Source organism: Neotabrizicola sp. VNH66, from assembly GCF_049445895.1.
In the GTDB taxonomy this organism is placed as follows: Bacteria; Pseudomonadota; Alphaproteobacteria; order Rhodobacterales; family Rhodobacteraceae; genus Pseudogemmobacter.
In genome coordinates, this window is sequence record NZ_JBMSDW010000017.1 from 75,037 (window position 1) to 89,511 (window position 14,475).

The 14,475-nt window shown below is 64.9% G+C and carries 15 protein-coding genes and 1 tRNA gene; 4 read left to right on the forward strand and 12 right to left on the reverse strand.

Going from position 1 to position 14,475, the window contains the following annotated elements:
- The first annotated feature begins 81 nt into the window (after positions 1-81).
- Together ACO2Q5_RS19370 and ACO2Q5_RS19375 are read left to right on the forward strand one after the other, a co-directional pair.
- Positions 82-1,104 carry an ABC transporter permease gene (locus ACO2Q5_RS19370; protein WP_423294086.1) on the forward strand — a complete coding sequence of 341 codons (1,023 nt, stop codon included), beginning with the start codon at positions 82-84 and terminating at the stop codon, positions 1,102-1,104.
- Positions 1,097-2,023 carry an ABC transporter permease gene (locus tag ACO2Q5_RS19375; RefSeq protein ID WP_423294088.1) on the forward strand — a complete coding sequence of 309 codons (927 nt, stop codon included), beginning with the start codon at positions 1,097-1,099 and terminating at the stop codon, positions 2,021-2,023. Before ACO2Q5_RS19370 ends, ACO2Q5_RS19375 begins: the two co-directional genes overlap by 8 nt.
- Positions 2,024-2,027: 4 nt before the next feature.
- Here the strand turns inward: ACO2Q5_RS19375 and ACO2Q5_RS19380 are convergent, their stop codons facing one another.
- Positions 2,028-2,255 (reverse strand): hypothetical protein, encoded by a 228-nt coding sequence (locus ACO2Q5_RS19380; protein WP_423294090.1) that lies wholly within the window; start codon positions 2,253-2,255, stop codon positions 2,028-2,030.
- A gap of 85 nt (positions 2,256-2,340) precedes the next feature.
- Between ACO2Q5_RS19380 and ACO2Q5_RS19385 the strand changes: the two genes are divergently transcribed.
- Complete coding sequence (locus tag ACO2Q5_RS19385; protein WP_423294092.1) at positions 2,341-2,952, forward strand: TetR/AcrR family transcriptional regulator; 612 nt, start codon at positions 2,341-2,343, stop codon at positions 2,950-2,952.
- Here ACO2Q5_RS19385 and ACO2Q5_RS19390 read toward each other — a convergent pair.
- From ACO2Q5_RS19390 to ACO2Q5_RS19430, 9 genes are all read right to left on the reverse strand, one after another.
- Positions 2,949-4,229, reverse strand: coding sequence for a DUF3422 family protein (locus ACO2Q5_RS19390; RefSeq protein WP_423294094.1), 1,281 nt, complete (start codon positions 4,227-4,229; stop codon positions 2,949-2,951). The genes ACO2Q5_RS19385 and ACO2Q5_RS19390 overlap by 4 nt on opposite strands.
- Before the next feature lie 129 nt (positions 4,230-4,358).
- Positions 4,359-5,618: a glutamate-5-semialdehyde dehydrogenase gene (locus ACO2Q5_RS19395; protein WP_423294096.1), complete on the reverse strand. Its 1,260-nt coding sequence runs from the start codon at positions 5,616-5,618 to the stop codon at positions 4,359-4,361.
- A gap of 79 nt (positions 5,619-5,697) precedes the next feature.
- Positions 5,698-6,813, reverse strand: coding sequence for a glutamate 5-kinase (proB, locus tag ACO2Q5_RS19400; RefSeq protein ID WP_423294116.1), 1,116 nt, complete (start codon positions 6,811-6,813; stop codon positions 5,698-5,700).
- 14 nt (positions 6,814-6,827) lie between these two features.
- The gene (obgE, locus tag ACO2Q5_RS19405; protein WP_423294098.1) at positions 6,828-7,850 is read right to left on the reverse strand and encodes a GTPase ObgE; all 1,023 of its coding nucleotides are present in this window, start codon (positions 7,848-7,850) and stop codon (positions 6,828-6,830) included.
- Positions 7,851-8,081: 231 nt separating this feature from the next.
- Entirely contained in the window at positions 8,082-8,585 is a 504-nt protein-coding gene (locus ACO2Q5_RS19410; RefSeq protein ID WP_423294100.1) for a GNAT family N-acetyltransferase, read from the reverse strand.
- Complete coding sequence (locus ACO2Q5_RS19415) at positions 8,582-9,145, reverse strand: GNAT family N-acetyltransferase (RefSeq protein WP_423294102.1); 564 nt, start codon at positions 9,143-9,145, stop codon at positions 8,582-8,584. Before ACO2Q5_RS19415 ends, ACO2Q5_RS19410 begins: the two co-directional genes overlap by 4 nt.
- A gap of 292 nt (positions 9,146-9,437) precedes the next feature.
- Complete coding sequence (rpmA, locus tag ACO2Q5_RS19420) at positions 9,438-9,707, reverse strand: 50S ribosomal protein L27 (RefSeq protein ID WP_146285497.1); 270 nt, start codon at positions 9,705-9,707, stop codon at positions 9,438-9,440.
- A gap of 12 nt (positions 9,708-9,719) precedes the next feature.
- Positions 9,720-10,103: a 50S ribosomal protein L21 gene (gene rplU / locus ACO2Q5_RS19425; RefSeq protein ID WP_423294104.1), complete on the reverse strand. Its 384-nt coding sequence runs from the start codon at positions 10,101-10,103 to the stop codon at positions 9,720-9,722.
- A 174-nt stretch (positions 10,104-10,277) separates the two neighbouring features.
- Positions 10,278-11,135, reverse strand: a complete 858-nt coding sequence (locus ACO2Q5_RS19430; protein WP_423294106.1) for a hypothetical protein — start codon at positions 11,133-11,135, stop codon at positions 10,278-10,280.
- A gap of 233 nt (positions 11,136-11,368) precedes the next feature.
- On the opposite strand from ACO2Q5_RS19430, the gene ACO2Q5_RS19435 reads away from it, so the two are divergent.
- Positions 11,369-11,458: transfer RNA gene (locus ACO2Q5_RS19435), tRNA-Ser, on the forward strand.
- Positions 11,459-11,722: 264 nt separating this feature from the next.
- Here ACO2Q5_RS19435 and ACO2Q5_RS19440 read toward each other — a convergent pair.
- Both ACO2Q5_RS19440 and ACO2Q5_RS19445 read right to left on the reverse strand, forming a co-directional pair.
- Positions 11,723-12,445, reverse strand: coding sequence for a M48 family metallopeptidase (locus ACO2Q5_RS19440; protein WP_423294108.1), 723 nt, complete (start codon positions 12,443-12,445; stop codon positions 11,723-11,725).
- Positions 12,435-14,475, reverse strand: a 2,041-nt coding sequence (locus tag ACO2Q5_RS19445; protein ID WP_423294110.1) for a type I restriction enzyme subunit R domain-containing protein, incomplete at its 5' end; no start/stop codon positions are given. The genes ACO2Q5_RS19445 and ACO2Q5_RS19440, both read right to left, overlap by 11 nt.

Sequence of the window (14,475 nt, forward strand, 5' to 3'; positions counted from 1 at the left end):
CCTGACTTTGCAGGGCGGGCCTTTGCGGCCTGCCCTGCGCCTTCTCCCTCCGATCAAAGACTGCTGACCAAAGGCGCCGCCATGCTGACCTTCGCGCTTCGACGGCTACTCATCGCCATCCCGACGCTTCTGCTCATCAGTCTCGTCATTTTCCTGCTGGTCGATCTGGCCCCGGGCTCTCCCGCCTCGGACATTCCGCTGACCGTGCCGGCCGAGGTGCGCCAGAAAATCCTGGAATCCCTGGGGGTAAACCAGCCCGTCTATGTCCGCTATCTGCTGTGGTTGAAACAGTTTTTCTGGCACGAGCCGCTTTATGCCATCGACCATATGTTCGGCACCGACTATGCGCAGGGCGCGCAGCGGATCATCAGCTATTCCAGCCGTGCCCCGGTTTTCCAGATCATTGCCGAGCGTCTGCCCCAGACGCTGATCGTGATCGGCACCGCCTATCTGGTCGCCATCCTGATCGCGCTGCCCATCGGCATCTATTCCGCCTATCGGCAATACAGCTGGTTCGATCAGGCCGGCACCTTCGTGTCGATGGTCGGCTATTCGGTGCCCACCTTCTTTACCGGGGTGGTGCTGATCCTGATCTTCTCGGTCATGATCCCGCGGGACAGCTTCTTCTGGTTCCCGTCGATCTATGACACTTCGCTACGCATCACGGACTGGGCCAGCTTCGGCGCGCAGATCCGGCAGATGGCACTGCCCGTGCTGGTGCTGGGCCTGTACAACGCGGCCGAGATCAGCCGTTACACCCGGTCATCCATGCTGGAGAACCTGAGCCAGGATTACGCCCGCACCGCCCGCGCCAAGGGCATGGGCGAAGGCACGGTCGTGCTGAAACACGTGGCCCGCAATTCGATGATCCCGGTGGTGACCATCATTGCGCTTGGCCTGCCTTCGGTCTTCGGTGGCGCAATCATTACCGAACAGGTGTTCAAGATCAACGGGATCGGCGCTGCGCTGATCGGTGCGATCCATGCCAATGACCTGCCCGTCGTGCAGACCATCACCTTCATCACCGCGATCCTGATCGTGCTGTTCAACCTTGTCGCCGATATCCTTTACGGCCTTCTGGACCCGCGTATCCGCTATGACTGACACAGCCGCCCCCCGCGCCCCGCAGGTTATCGAAGCCCCGCGCAGCCAATGGGCCGATGTCTGGAACCAGTTCCGCCGCCACAAGGGCGCGATGGCCGGGCTGGTCGTGCTGTCGGTGCTTGTCGTGCTTGTGGTCTTCGGGCCCATGGTATGGAAGCCCGACATGGGCACCACGGCGCAGGCCATCCTGAACCGCAACAAGCCGCCCAGCTGGGCGCATCCCCTGGGCATTGATCAGGTCGGGCAGGATGTGCTGCGCCGCATGATGCAGGGGGGCCGCGTCTCGCTGGCGGTGGGACTGGTCGCCATGATGGTATCGATTTTCCTGGGCACGCTCGTCGGGGTGCTGTCAGGCTATTTCCGTCGGCTGGACGGGCTTTTGATGCGGGTGACCGATCTGTTTCTGGCCCTGCCGCTGCTGCCGTTGCTGCTGGTGCTGATGTTCCTTTATGGCCAGCAGATGAAAAGCGTCCTCGGTCCCGAGATGGGCGCCTTCGTGCTGGTCGTGCTGGGCATCGGGCTGACCTCCTGGATGCACTCGGCCCGGATCGTCCGCGGACAGGTGCTGGCGCTGAAAGAGCGGGAATTCGTGCTGGCCGCGCGGTCGATCGGCACGCCGCCGCGGCGCATCATCATCCGCCATATCCTGCCCAATGTGATGTCCGCCGTGATGGTTGCGGCCACGCTCTGCATCGCGGGCGCCATCATCACGGAATCGGTGCTGTCCTTCCTGGGGCTGGGCTTCCCGCCCGATTTCCCCACCTGGGGCAGGCTGCTGTTCGAAGGCTATGGCAACCTGACCACCTATCCCAGCCGCGTGGTCTATCCGGGTGTCGCGATTTCGCTGACGGTGCTGTCGGTCAACTATATCGGCGACGGGCTGCGCGACGCGCTGGATCCGCGGATCCGCGGGCGTTGAGCGGTCAGAGCCAGTGGCGCAGCCGGGTCTGGATGAAGGGGATGATCCCCCAGACCATGCAGGTGACCATGATCGGCACGACCAGAGCGGTGCGGGCCGGCAAGGGCCAGCCCGGCGTCAGGGTCAGCACAACCTCCAGAATCAGGGTGATCAGCGGGTAAACCGCCGCCCCCACCAAAAGGGCAAAGCGCAGCCGCGACGGCATGCGGGGTTTACTTGCGGCCTCGGCCATGGCACGACTCCTATGAAACGCATCGTTCCGATTAAATAGAACGGAACGTTTCGTTTTGCAAGTGAGTCTTCCGGGGGGAGGAACCATGTCCGATGACGAAAAGCGCGTCTCGATCGGTGCGCGCCGCAACCCGGAAACCGAGGCGGCGGTTCTGGACGCCGCCGAGGCCCTGATCCGCGAAGACGGCTATGCCAGCGTTACGATGGAGGCGGTGGCCCGGCGGGCCCGCGCGGGCAAAGCCACGGTCTACCGCTGGTGGCCGTCGAAGGCGCATCTTCTGCTGGCGCTCTACTCGCGTGCCAAGCTGGAGATTCCGGTCCCCGACACCGGCAGCCTGCCCGGCGACATGACGGCCTATTTCACCCCGATGTTCGCCCGGCTGACCGGCGAAAGTGGCCAGCCGCCGATTGGCCCGATCCTGCGCCTGCTGATCGCCGAAGCGCAGACCGATCCGTCGGTGCAGGACGCCCTGAACGAGGAACGCCGCGCCCGCTGGCACCATATCGACCGTATGATCGCACGGGCGCGGGCGCGTGGAGAGCTTGCCCCCACCCTGCCCGTCCGCCGCGCCGAACAGCGCATCGTGGCGATGATCTGGTATCTCCTGCTGTCCGATCAGCTGCCGCTGCGCGAAGAGGTGCCCGAGCTTGTGGAGGCGATCGTCACCGGAATGGTCGTCCCCGCCCGCGTTTCCTAGTGGAACTTCTTGCGGATGCGCCGCACCGCAAGCCAGACCATCGCCAGCACCGGCAGAACCAGCGCCGCCGTCAGCATCTCTTTCGACAGGCCCGCCGCCTTGGCCGCGGGATAAAGCGCATAGGAGGCAAGGCTGACGGCATAATAGCTGATCGCCACCACCGACAGACCTTCAACCGTGTGCTGCAGCCGCAATGCCAGATCGGCGCGCTGGTCCATGCTTTCCAAAAGCCTCTGGTTCTGCGCGCTGCGTTCCACATCCACCCGGGTGCGCAAGAGTTCCGCCGCCCGTTCGGCCCGTTCGGACATCGCCTCCAGCCGCCGCTCGGTCGACTTCACCGTGCGCATCGCCGGATCATACCGTCGCGTCATGAACTCACCAAAGGTCTGGCGGCCCTCGATGCGTTCTTCCCGCAGCACCTCGACCCGCTGCACCAGAATGGCCTCATAGGCCCGCGTCGCCCCGAAGCGGAACGTGTGCTGCACGGCCAGCCGCTCCAGCTCTGCCGAGATGGACAGAAGGTCATGCAGCGTCGTCTCGGCACTGGTCGCGGTATCCAGCCCCGCCACCAGCGCAGAAAGCCGCGGGTCCAGCCCGTTCAGCCGCGCCGACAGATCACGCGACCGCATCAACCCCAACATGGACATGGCGCGATAGGTCTCGATCTCGCACAGCCGCTGCACGATCCGGCCCACCCGGCGCGGCCCGGTGCCCGGGCGCACGAAAACGGCAAAGCGCATGTGGCCCGACTCGTCGATGCGGAAATCCCCCGCCACCACGGCCGCCCCGTCCACCACCCGCGACAGGGCCAGGCTTTCCGGCACGAACCAGCTTTCGGTCAGCCGCAGCACCTCCTCCTCGGTGTCGGGCATCGGCTCGATCCGGATTAGGACCGAGGTCAGCCGCAACCCCGGCGCGGCCGCCTGCCATTCCTCGGGGAAAACCCAGTCTTCAGCCGGATCGAAGGGCCGCGCACTGACGCCCGAAGCAAAGGCCGAATAGGTCACGAATTCGGTGTGGCTTTCCCATTTCAGCACCGACCGGCCGATCTGACCGGAATAATGGTTGGCGCCCGGCTGCGGATGGGCGCCGCCATGCCGGTCGATCAGTGCCGTCAGATGCGCCAGATCGCGGCCCCGGTCGCGGTTCGCGGCATCGACCGGTTCCTTGAAGCCCAGGAACACCGCGGTCGAAGGCACGTCCAGCGCGGGAAACGGCCGGGCGTGCAGTTCGTTGACGGTGGCATAGCGCAGAGGATGATCTTCAACGGGCGGCATGGTGCATTCTTCGGGAAAGTCTTGGCTTCCCGCCGGTTACGTCGCCTGCCCCCATCCTTTCCAGCACATTCCCGGCATACCGGAGTATGCACCCCCGGTGTTGCGCGCTTGCCTCAGCGCTGGCCGGTCTCAGGTCCGGATGGTGCCATCCCCCGTCACCAGATATTTGAAGCTGCACAATTGTTCGGCCCCCACGGGACCGCGGGCATGCAGCTTGCCGGTGGCAATGCCGATCTCCGCCCCCATCCCGAATTCGCCGCCATCGGCAAACTGGGTCGATGCATTGCGCAGAAGGATCGCCGAATCCAGCTCGCGGAAGAACTGCTCGGCCACGGCGTCATTTTCGGTCAGCACGGCCTCGGTATGCTGGCTGCCGTATTTGCGGATATGGGCAATCGCCTCATCCACACCATCGACCAGCTTGGCCGCGATGATCATGTCCAGAAACTCGCGCCCGAAATCCTCCGGCGCGGCCTTCACCGTGCCGGGAATCTTCAGCAATTCGCCCTCGGTCCGCACCTCGACGCCCGCCTTCAGCAGATCCTCGATCAGCACGGCGCCATGCTGGGTGTAGAACCGCCAGTCGATCAGCAGGCACTCGGCAGAGCCGCAGATGCCCGTCCGCCGGGTCTTGGCGTTCAGCACCACGGCCCGGGCCTTTTCCAGATCGGCATCCTTGTCGGCATAGACGTGGCAGATCCCTTCCAGATGGGCGAAGACCGGCACCCGCGCCTCGCGCTGCACCAGCCCGACAAGACCCTTGCCGCCGCGGGGCACGATCACGTCGATATGGGCCACCGCCTGCAGCATGGCCGTGACCATCTCGCGGTCGCGCGTCGGGATCAGCTGGATCGCCGCCTCGGGCAGGCCTGCCGCCCGCAGCCCCGCCACCATGCAGTCATGGATTGCCTCGGACGAATGAAAGCTTTCCGATCCGCCGCGCAGGATCACCGCATTGCCGGATTTCAGCGCCAACGCCCCGGCATCCGCCGTCACATTCGGCCGGCTTTCATAAATCACCCCGATTACACCGATGGGCGTGGCCACCCGCTGGATATGCAGCCCGTTCGGCCGGTCCCATTCCGCCAGAACGCGGCCGACCGGGTCCTTCTGCTCGGCTACAGAGCGCAAGCTGTCCACGATCCCGCGCAGCCGGTTCTCATCCAGCCGTAAGCGGTCCATCATCGACGCGCTCAGGCCCTTTTCGGTGCCATAATCCAGATCCAGACAATTCGCGTCCAGAATCTCCCGCCGCCGCGCCCAGACCGCATCCGCCGCCGACAACAGCGCCGCCGCCTTCCGCTCGGACGAGGCGCAGGCCAGTTCCAGCGCCGCCGCCTTCGCCTTGGTGCCGATCTCGCCCATCAGATCCGTGAATTGCCCGTCCATCTGTCGCTTCCTCTTGATCCAAATACTCCGGGGGGGTCGCGGAACGCGACGGGGGCAGCGCCCCCTCCCCGGCCGGTCCTCAGACCACCATATCATCCCGATGCACCAGCGCCGCCCGGCCCTGATAGCCAAGGATCGCCTCGATCTCGCCGGACCGGTGCCCGGCAATCGCCTTCGCCTCGGCGCTGGTGTAGCGCACCAGCCCCTTGCCCAGCACCACCCCTTCGGGCGACAAGATCGCCACCGGCTCCCCCCGCCCGAACTTGCCGGTGACCTTGGTCACCCCGGCGGGCAGCAGGCTCTTCCCGGCCCGCAGCGCCGACACCGCGCCCGCGTCCAGCACCAGCTCTCCCTTCGGCTTCATGGCCGAGATCCAGCGCTTGCGCGCCTGCTGCGGGTCGCCTTCGGGCACGAACCATGTCCGCGTCGCCCCCTCGGCCAGCGCCTTCAGCGGGCGCAGGGTCGATCCTTCCATGATCGCCATGGCACAGCCGCCCGCCACCGCAGTTTTGGCGGCCAGAAGCTTGGTCTTCATCCCGCCCTTCGACAGGCCGGAAATCGGATCGCCCGCCATCGCCTCGATCTCGGGCGTGATGCGGTCCACCACATCGAACCGTGTGGCCGTGGCGTCCTCTTTCGGATTGGCGGTGTAGAACCCGTCCACATCCGACAGAAGGATCAGCTGATCCGCCCCCACCGTCACGGCAATCTGCGCGGCCAGCCGGTCGTTGTCGCCAAAGCGGATCTCGTCGGTGGCCACCGTGTCATTCTCGTTCACGATGGGCACGACATGCAGGCCCAGCAGGGTTTCCATCGTGGCCCGGCTGTTCAGATAGCGCCGCCGGTCCTCGGTATCCTCCAGCGTCACCAGAACCTGCGCCGTGGTGATGCCATGCGGCGCCAGCACCTCTTCATAGGCCCGCGCGAGGCGGATCTGCCCCACCGCCGCCGCCGCCTGTGACTGCTCCAGCGTCAAAGGCCCCGCCGGCAGCCCCAGCACGATCCGCCCGAGCGCGATGGAGCCGGAGGAGACCAGCACCACCTCTGCCCCGCGGGTCTTGGCCTCGGCCACATCCAGCGCAAGGGCCGACAGCCAGCCCTGCTTCAGCCCTTTCGCCCGGTCCACCAACAGGGCCGAGCCGATCTTGACCACCAGCCGCCGCGCCGCCCGCACATCGGGCGCCCGCAGATCCATCACGGCTGCCCCGCTTACGGTTGCCACGGCCCGGTCTCCTCGATGGGATCGGCGCCGCGGATTTCGGCATAGATCGCGCGCAGCACCTCGGGGATGCCCTTGCCCGCCGCGCCCGAGATCACGAAGACCGGCCCGCCGCTGGCCTTTTCCAGCGCGCGACGACGGTCGCTGATCTGCTTCGAATCCATCGCATCCACCTTGTTCAGCGCAAGGATGCGGGGCTTGTCGCCCAGAATGTCGGAATAGGCCTCCAGCTCGGTCACGATGGTGCGGTAATCCTTGGTGATCGTGGACGAGGTACCGTCCACCAGATGCAGCAGCACCTTGCACCGCTCCACATGCGCCAGGAACTGCATCCCCAGACCGCGGCCCTCGCTGGCGCCTTCGATCAGGCCGGGAATGTCGGCCATCACGAATTCATGCCCGTCGATCCCGACCACGCCCAGATTGGGCACCAGCGTGGTGAAGGGATAATCCGCGATCTTCGGGCGGGCGTTCGATACCGCGGCCAGGAAGGTCGACTTGCCCGCATTGGGCAGCCCCACCAGCCCTGCATCCGCAATCAGCTTCAGCCGCAGCCAGATCGTGCGCTCAATCCCTTCCTGCCCCGGATTGGCCCGTCCCGGCGCGCGGTTGGTGCTGGACTTGAACCGCAGGTTGCCCCAGCCGCCATTGCCGCCCTGGGCAATCAGCACGCGCTGACCCGGCTCGGTCAGGTCGGCCAGAACGGTTTCCTCGTCCTCGTCCAGAATCTCGGTCCCCAAGGGCACCTTCAGCACGATGTCATCGCCCGATTTGCCGGTCTTCTGGTTGCCCATGCCGGGCTGGCCGGACTTGGCAAAGAAATGCTGCTGATAACGATAGTCGATCAGCGTGTTCAGCCCCTCGACCGCCACGGCATAGACAGAGCCGCCATGGCCGCCGTCGCCGCCATCCGGCCCGCCGAATTCGATGAACTTTTCGCGCCGGAACGAGACGCAGCCCGCCCCGCCCCCGCCCGAGCGGATGTAGACTTTGGCAAGGTCAAGAAACTTCATCGGTCACGGCTTTCTGTTGGTCATACAGGCGATACACAAACTGGCGCCGCTTCTCAAGCAAGCCGCCCATCCGGATCGGCGCGCCTTGCGGAAACCGGGGCCTCCGGCGGGGATATTTGAACCAGTATGAAAGACCTTTGCCCATTCATACTGGTCTAAATATCCCGGGGGTGAGGGCCGCAAGGCCCGAGGGGGCAGCGCCCCCTGCGCGGGGACGGCCCGGAACAGCCGTCACGGATGTGGTCGCGCGTCCAGCCGCAGTTCCATGAACATGAGGTCCAGCCAGCGGCCAAACTTCTGCCCCACCTGCCGCATCACATGGTCATTGCCGAAGCCCAAGCTGCGGTGCAGCGCGACCGAGGCGGCATTCTCCGCCTCGATCGCCGCCACCAGAACATGCAGCCCCTGCCCACGTGCCCGGGCGATCAGCGCCTGCATCAGCGCACGCGCCAGACCACGGCCACGGAAATCCGTGGCCACATAGACCGAATGTTCCGCCGTCGCGCGGTATCCGTCGAACGCCCGCCAGGGGCCGTAGCTGGCATAGCCGGCGACAGTGCCGTCAACCTCGGCCACGAGCACGGGAAAGCCCGCCCCGCGCCGCGCCGCCATCCACGCCACCCGGTTCGCCGCATCGACGGTGATCTCGTTCCAGATCGCCGTCGTGTTCAGCACTGCATCATTGTAGATGGCGGCGATGGCGGCAGCATCCGCAGGCGTGGCGTCCCGGATCATTTCCGCAGCTTCCGCGTATAGGTCCAGGTCGGCACCATGGCATTGCGGGCCACCGAAAACGCCTCGGCATCGCCGAGATAGACGAAGCCGCAATTGGTCAGCACCCGGGCCGATCCGGGGTTGTCCTGAAACACCTCGGCGAAATAGGTGCAGTCGCCCAGGGGATTGGCCGCGATCAGCGCCTGCAGCGCCTCGGTGGCGATGCCGGTGTTCCAGAAGGCGGGCGCGACCCAATAGGCCACTTCGGACTGCCCGTGGCGGCCCTCGGCCACTTCCATCGGCTTCAGGCTCAGGATGCCCAGAAGCTCGGACAGGCCGCTGGCCGATCCGTCCATCACCCAGACCGAACCGGGCCGTTCATGTTTCATCGCCCGGGCCACAAAGGCCTCTGCCGCGCCCGGAGGGAACGGGTGCGGGATGTTCTGCGTCGCCTCGGCCACCCGGCGGTCGCCCGCATGATGCGCGATCAGCCCGGCGTCCGACACCCGCACCGGGCGCAGCACGAAACGGCCCGCGGCGATCTGCCCTTCGGCAGCGGCGGCAATCGTATCAAGAACCATGGCTTCCCTCCTTCGAAGCACATGTGGGGCCGAAGCCCCGGTTTTCAAACAGCTTCACGGCCGAAACCGGGCAAAACAGCGCCCGCATGGCGGAGATTTCCCGCAAGCGTTGCGCATCTGTCCCGGCGCCGGAGTCAAAAAAGATGAAAGCGGGCATCGCGGCCTTCCGTCGCCTTGGTTGCGGCGGGAACCCCGCCGTTCGGCCCGGTCCCCAAAGGCTGCCCTGAAAAGGAAGCGGGGGACCGGCTTTGCTGCCGATCCCCCGTTTATCTGTCAAACGTGACGGTTCGGCTTACTCTGCGGCCTCGGCCACCGGGAGGACCGAAATGAAGGTCCGGCCCTTCAGGCCTTTCTTGAACGACACCTTGCCTTCGACGGTCGCGAAGATGGTGTGGTCGGTGCCCATGCCGACGCCTTCACCCGGGAACCAGGTGGTGCCGCGCTGACGCACGATGATGTTGCCCGGAATGGCGGCCTGACCGCCATAGAGCTTCACGCCGAGACGACGACCGGCCGAGTCGCGGCCGTTGCGGGACGAGCCGCCTGCCTTTTTATGTGCCATGGAACTCGCTCCTTACTTCGCGGTTTCGTGGGCGGCGCGGCGCGCATCGGCGGTGCCGGTGGCGGCCTTCACGCCGGTGGCATCAGCGCCCGCGGCCAGAACCTCGGTCACACGGACCAGGGTCAGCTGCTGACGGTGGCCCCGGGTGCGCTGCGACGAATGCTTCCGGCGGCGCTTGTGATACGAGATGGTCTTCGGGCCCTTGATCTGGTCGATCACTTCGGCCTGCACCGCGGCGCCGGCCACGAAGGGCACGCCGACGGTGGTGTCCACCATCAGGATTTCGTTGAACTGGATCTTGTCACCAGCCACAGCGTCAAGCTTTTCCACGCGCAGCACGTCACCCGCCTGCACCTTGTATTGCTTGCCGCCGGTCTTCAGGACCGCAAAGGTCATGTCCGTCTTCCTTCGTGTTCCGCGTCCTGCGGCCCCCGTTTCCGGGTGTTGCCGGGGTGACCCCCGCCTCGGACAGCGCGCCCCTTCCGGGTGCGATCGTCAATATGGAATCCGCCCGGGAGTCGCACCCCGGGCCGGATGCGCGCTTATGGTCCTGCCCGGCCCGGGTGTCAATCAGATATCGCGGCCCTGCAGGGTGCGTCCCGCCTCGAACCCCAGCTCTTTCAGCGCGGGCGAGAATGCCGCGTCATAGGCGGCGAACATGGCGGCATTCACCGCCTTTGCGGCATCGGTCTGCATGAAGGCGATATAGGCGCGCAGCTCGTCATCTGGCAGCGGTCCATAGGCCAAAACCATATAGGTGACCAGCCAGTCCGTGGCATCGGCCCGCATCTGCGCCTCCTGCCCCCAGATGCCGGTCATCAGATCCTCTGCCGGGGTGCGCCGGTTTTCTGGCAGTGCGGATTCAAGCCCGGTGTTGAAGGCCAGATAGCCGGTCATCGAACTCGTGGCATTCTGCTCCACCATATTGCCGGCCTCGATCAGCTGGCGGATCAGCCGCAGCCGCGGATCGCGTGCGGCCGCCATCTTTTCGGCCTGCACCTCGGCCGCTTCGGTCACCGCCTCATCCAGAAGCGCGCGGCGTGCTTCGACCTCCAGCGCGGTGATCCGCTTGCCAAGGTCCGAGCCGAAAAAGGCGGCGGCGGCGGCCACCGCATCGGGATTTGCCGCCAGCGCAGCCGAGAAGGCTGCATCGAACCGCCCCTGCAACGCAGCGGCATCGTAGATTCGCGCCACCTCCGCCGCCCAGACCGAGCCGCCCCGGCCCGGAAACATCGAATCCTCGATGCTCTTGCCATGCGCCGCGCCTTCCTCGGCAATGATGCGGAAATGATCGTCCAGCCGCATCAGCCCCGAGAGCGTTCCGACCGCCCCCGTCGCGACAGCGGTCTCCGCCCGGACCGGCATCGAAAACGGGCCTGCCAGCGCGAAGCCAAGCGTCACCGCGGCCAGAGGCGCCCTGAAACACAAGGCCAAACCGCCCCTTGCGCGCCGGGCCGGTAAATCTCTGGCCGGGAAATCTCTGGATCGCATGGCATGCTCCGTCTGGCTCCGGCCGCCCCGCCGGTCCCGCCAGCCTATGCCCGCCCTGCCCCGCGGCCAAGGGGCAAGCGCCCCGCATCATGTTCACATCCGGTCACAAATCGGGGTTGCACTTGTCCGAACACCCCGCTAAATCCCGCCGCAGATGACCAACCGAACGCGGAGAGGTGGCGGAGTGGTCGATCGCGCCGGTCTCGAAAACCGGAGTGGGTTTGCGCCCACCGTGGGTTCGAATCCCACCCTCTCCGCCATTTGCCCTTGAGAAAGCGTTCTCCCGATCCGGCTGCGGCCGGAATTTCTCGTTGTTTTCGAAGGTTATGCGGATGGGGCTGAGCACTGACGCCCTCGCCACAGCAGCCGGACACGTTCTCTTGAGCCCGATATTCTCCGGACCTCTCGACTGCTCGATTTCGGTGTAGAGCCCGTAACCAGTTGAAAATATGGGGACAGTTCCTCGCAGAACCTGAGCACTTCGACGCCAGTGGCGTTCGTGGAATGGAACAGAAATCGAACTTTCAGACGGAGCTTCCATCCGACAGGGGCAGCGCGTTGAGGTCAGATCGGATTTGCCGCCATCCCGGCATGTTACGATCGAGGGTGTTCAGGAAGAGTTCGTCGTGTCGCGGTGAAACGAAATGGGCCATTTCATGCAGGATGACGTAGTCGATGGCGACCAGAGGCTTCTTCGCCATGTCGAGGTTCAGCCACACCAGCCCCTTTTCGGGATTGCAGCTGCCCCACTTCGTCTTCATCAACCTGATGCCCCACTGCGGTATCGGCACGCCTAGCCGATCCGACCACTTGGCGATGCGGGGAGCGGCCTTTTCCCGCAGCTGCGACCTGTACCACGTCGCCATCCAGTGTGCTTTCATGTCTGTCGTTGAGCCTGCTGGCACCGACATCGTCAGGCGATCCGAAGCGTCAGGCCGGATCGCACAGCGGCTATTGTCGTTCGGCTGGACCAGAAGCCTAAGCGGTTTTCCGAAGACAAAATGGGTTTCGCCGGAGACATATCGGCGTTCGGGTTGTCGCGCCTGACCTTCGAACTCGCGCTGCTTCTTCTTGATCCAGCCCAGCCGGGTCACAACCGCGACCCGGACGGCGTCTTCACTGATGGCCGGAGGGGCCGCGACGCGCACGCGACCGGCAGGAGGATAGACCCCAATATGCAGGTTCTTGATCGGTTTGCGGACCAGTTCGACAGAAAGACCGGCGATCTCGATCAGTTCAGTATTCATCATGCGACCGGATGATCTCGATGATGCTGTCCACAGCGTCCTCCGTTTCGAGGATCTCCAGCAGCTTTCGTCGCAGCATCCGCTCCTTCATCTTGTTCCCGCGCCATCCCGTCTGGGCTGTGCTGCGGATTGCCTCATCGACCGCCATGGTAGCGACTTCATCCTGACCGAGATTGTCAAAGAGCGCCTTGCGCCCCGGCGTGGTCATAGTCGTCGGGTATTCGCTGCCGTGCCCTGCCTTTACCGCCCTGACCAGTTCCGCGATCTTTTCCAGGTATTCCGCGTAGGCGATGGCATCGTCCTTCCGCTTCTTGACGAGGTCGGTCAGCAGTTCTGACATTCGTTCGTAGAACTTCGGGTTCACCGGCGTTTCGTCGATGATCAGCCTGCGCACGTTGTTCTCGATGGCTTCGGCCACGTTCTCGCGTTTGTTCTTCAGGGAACTCGGCAACTCCCCCTCGACTGCGGCCGCCTTGCTCGCCACCAGGTCGATCAGGCTGATATCGTCCAGATGCGAGATCACCTCGGATTGGTCGGCCTTGATGTAGGTGTCGATCAGGTGCCGCATCGTGGGTTCGAACTGTTTCATGTCCACGGCATCACCGCTGTGCAGGCGCACCGCATCACGCAGCGAAATCGCCCGTTCCACCTCGTTTCGGTACTGCGCCAACTGCAGGTCATTGACCCCGGAGGCTGCGGGATCATCCGCCACCGCTGCGAAGGCCCGGGCATAGGCACCGGCCAGCTTGTAGAGCGCCTGACGCCGCCGTGCCTTTTCCTCGGCCTGCGGATCGGCCTCCCACCCTCCGGGGCTGGAGAAATACGCAAGCACTTGGTCGTCGCCCTTTGGCTGTTCCACGGGGTCCAGCAGCCCGAACCACGCGTCGCGCGCGGTCATCAGGTCTTCGCCCGCCTTTTCGGCCCGCGAAGAAATCAGCCCCTCAACATCGGCCGCGTCAAAGGCATCGAAGGCGCCCGAGGTGTAATCCTCGACGGCTGTCTCGATGTTCTTGAACAGGTCCTTGTAGTCGACGACATAGCCGTAATCCTTGTCGTCGCCATCCAGGCGGTTCACACGGCAGATCGCCTGGAACAGCCCGTGATCGCGCATCTGCTTGTCGATGTAGATGTAGGTCGCCGTCGGCGCGTCGAACCCGGTCAGTAGGCGGCTGACAACGATCAGCAGCTTCATCTGCGCCGGTTCCTTGCGGAACTTCCGCAGCGCCTCGGCCTCATAGGCCTCTTCATCCGTGCCCAGATCGGTCATCAACCGGTCATAGACGCGATAGACGTATTGCTTTTCCGTCTCGCCCATCCCGGCCTCTTCGCCGGTCAATTCCGAGGCGTTCCGCGTGTAGGACGTGACGATGGCGCACTTCCCGGCGAGGTCCGAGCCGGAGTTGCGGAAGATCTCGAACAGCCTGCAGGCCTCGGGGATCGACCCCGCCACCAGCATGGCGTTGCCGCGGCCCGCCTTGAGGCGCGGCTTCAGCTCCATGTCCATGATGATGTCGCTGGCGATCTGTTCCAGCCGGTCCTTCGAGGACAGCACGCGCTGCAGCGTGCCCCAGCGCTGTTTCAGGGTCGCCTTGGCCACCGGGGTCAGGCCCTTGGTCTTGGCCTCGAACCATTCGTCGATCTTCTTGGGCGAGGCCACGCGCTGGTCGATGTCCCGCGCCTCGTACCGCAGGTCCAGCACGACGCCATCCTCGACCGCCTCGTTGAAACGGTAGGGCGTGCCGATGTAGGGGCCGAACACCTCCAGCGAGGTTTGCTTGTCCGACCGCAACAATGGCGTGCCGGTGAAGCCGAAGAACACCGCGCCCGGCAGGATCGTCCGCATCGCGCGGGCCAGCTTGCCCGACTGGGTCCGGTGCGCCTCGTCGATGAAAACGAAGAACTCGCTGTTGATTTCCACTGAGAAGTGACCCGTGTAGGCGCATAATTTCCACTGAGATTTGACCCATGTGACCCTCCCCCAAGCGAAGAGCGAGGGGGTCAAAGGAGTGATCGACATGGGACTACTGAAC

What these genes read in the sequence shown, in the direction of transcription:
- ACO2Q5_RS19370 (WP_423294086.1), top strand. Translation starts at nt 82, where the DNA reads ATGCTGACCTTCGCGCTTCGACGGCTACTCATCGCCATCCCGACGCTT.
- ACO2Q5_RS19375 (WP_423294088.1), top strand. Translation starts at nt 1,097, where the DNA reads ATGACTGACACAGCCGCCCCCCGCGCCCCGCAGGTTATCGAAGCCCCG.
- ACO2Q5_RS19380 (WP_423294090.1), bottom strand. Translation starts at nt 2,255, where the DNA reads ATGGCCGAGGCCGCAAGTAAACCCCGCATGCCGTCGCGGCTGCGCTTT.
- ACO2Q5_RS19385 (WP_423294092.1), top strand. Translation starts at nt 2,341, where the DNA reads ATGTCCGATGACGAAAAGCGCGTCTCGATCGGTGCGCGCCGCAACCCG.
- ACO2Q5_RS19390 (WP_423294094.1), bottom strand. Translation starts at nt 4,229, where the DNA reads ATGCCGCCCGTTGAAGATCATCCTCTGCGCTATGCCACCGTCAACGAA.
- ACO2Q5_RS19395 (WP_423294096.1), bottom strand. Translation starts at nt 5,618, where the DNA reads ATGGACGGGCAATTCACGGATCTGATGGGCGAGATCGGCACCAAGGCG.
- proB (WP_423294116.1), bottom strand. Translation starts at nt 6,813, where the DNA reads ATGGATCTGCGGGCGCCCGATGTGCGGGCGGCGCGGCGGCTGGTGGTC.
- obgE (WP_423294098.1), bottom strand. Translation starts at nt 7,850, where the DNA reads ATGAAGTTTCTTGACCTTGCCAAAGTCTACATCCGCTCGGGCGGGGGC.
- ACO2Q5_RS19410 (WP_423294100.1), bottom strand. Translation starts at nt 8,585, where the DNA reads ATGATCCGGGACGCCACGCCTGCGGATGCTGCCGCCATCGCCGCCATC.
- ACO2Q5_RS19415 (WP_423294102.1), bottom strand. Translation starts at nt 9,145, where the DNA reads ATGGTTCTTGATACGATTGCCGCCGCTGCCGAAGGGCAGATCGCCGCG.
- rpmA (WP_146285497.1), bottom strand. Translation starts at nt 9,707, where the DNA reads ATGGCACATAAAAAGGCAGGCGGCTCGTCCCGCAACGGCCGCGACTCG.
- rplU (WP_423294104.1), bottom strand. Translation starts at nt 10,103, where the DNA reads ATGACCTTTGCGGTCCTGAAGACCGGCGGCAAGCAATACAAGGTGCAG.
- ACO2Q5_RS19440 (WP_423294108.1), bottom strand. Translation starts at nt 12,445, where the DNA reads ATGAATACTGAACTGATCGAGATCGCCGGTCTTTCTGTCGAACTGGTC.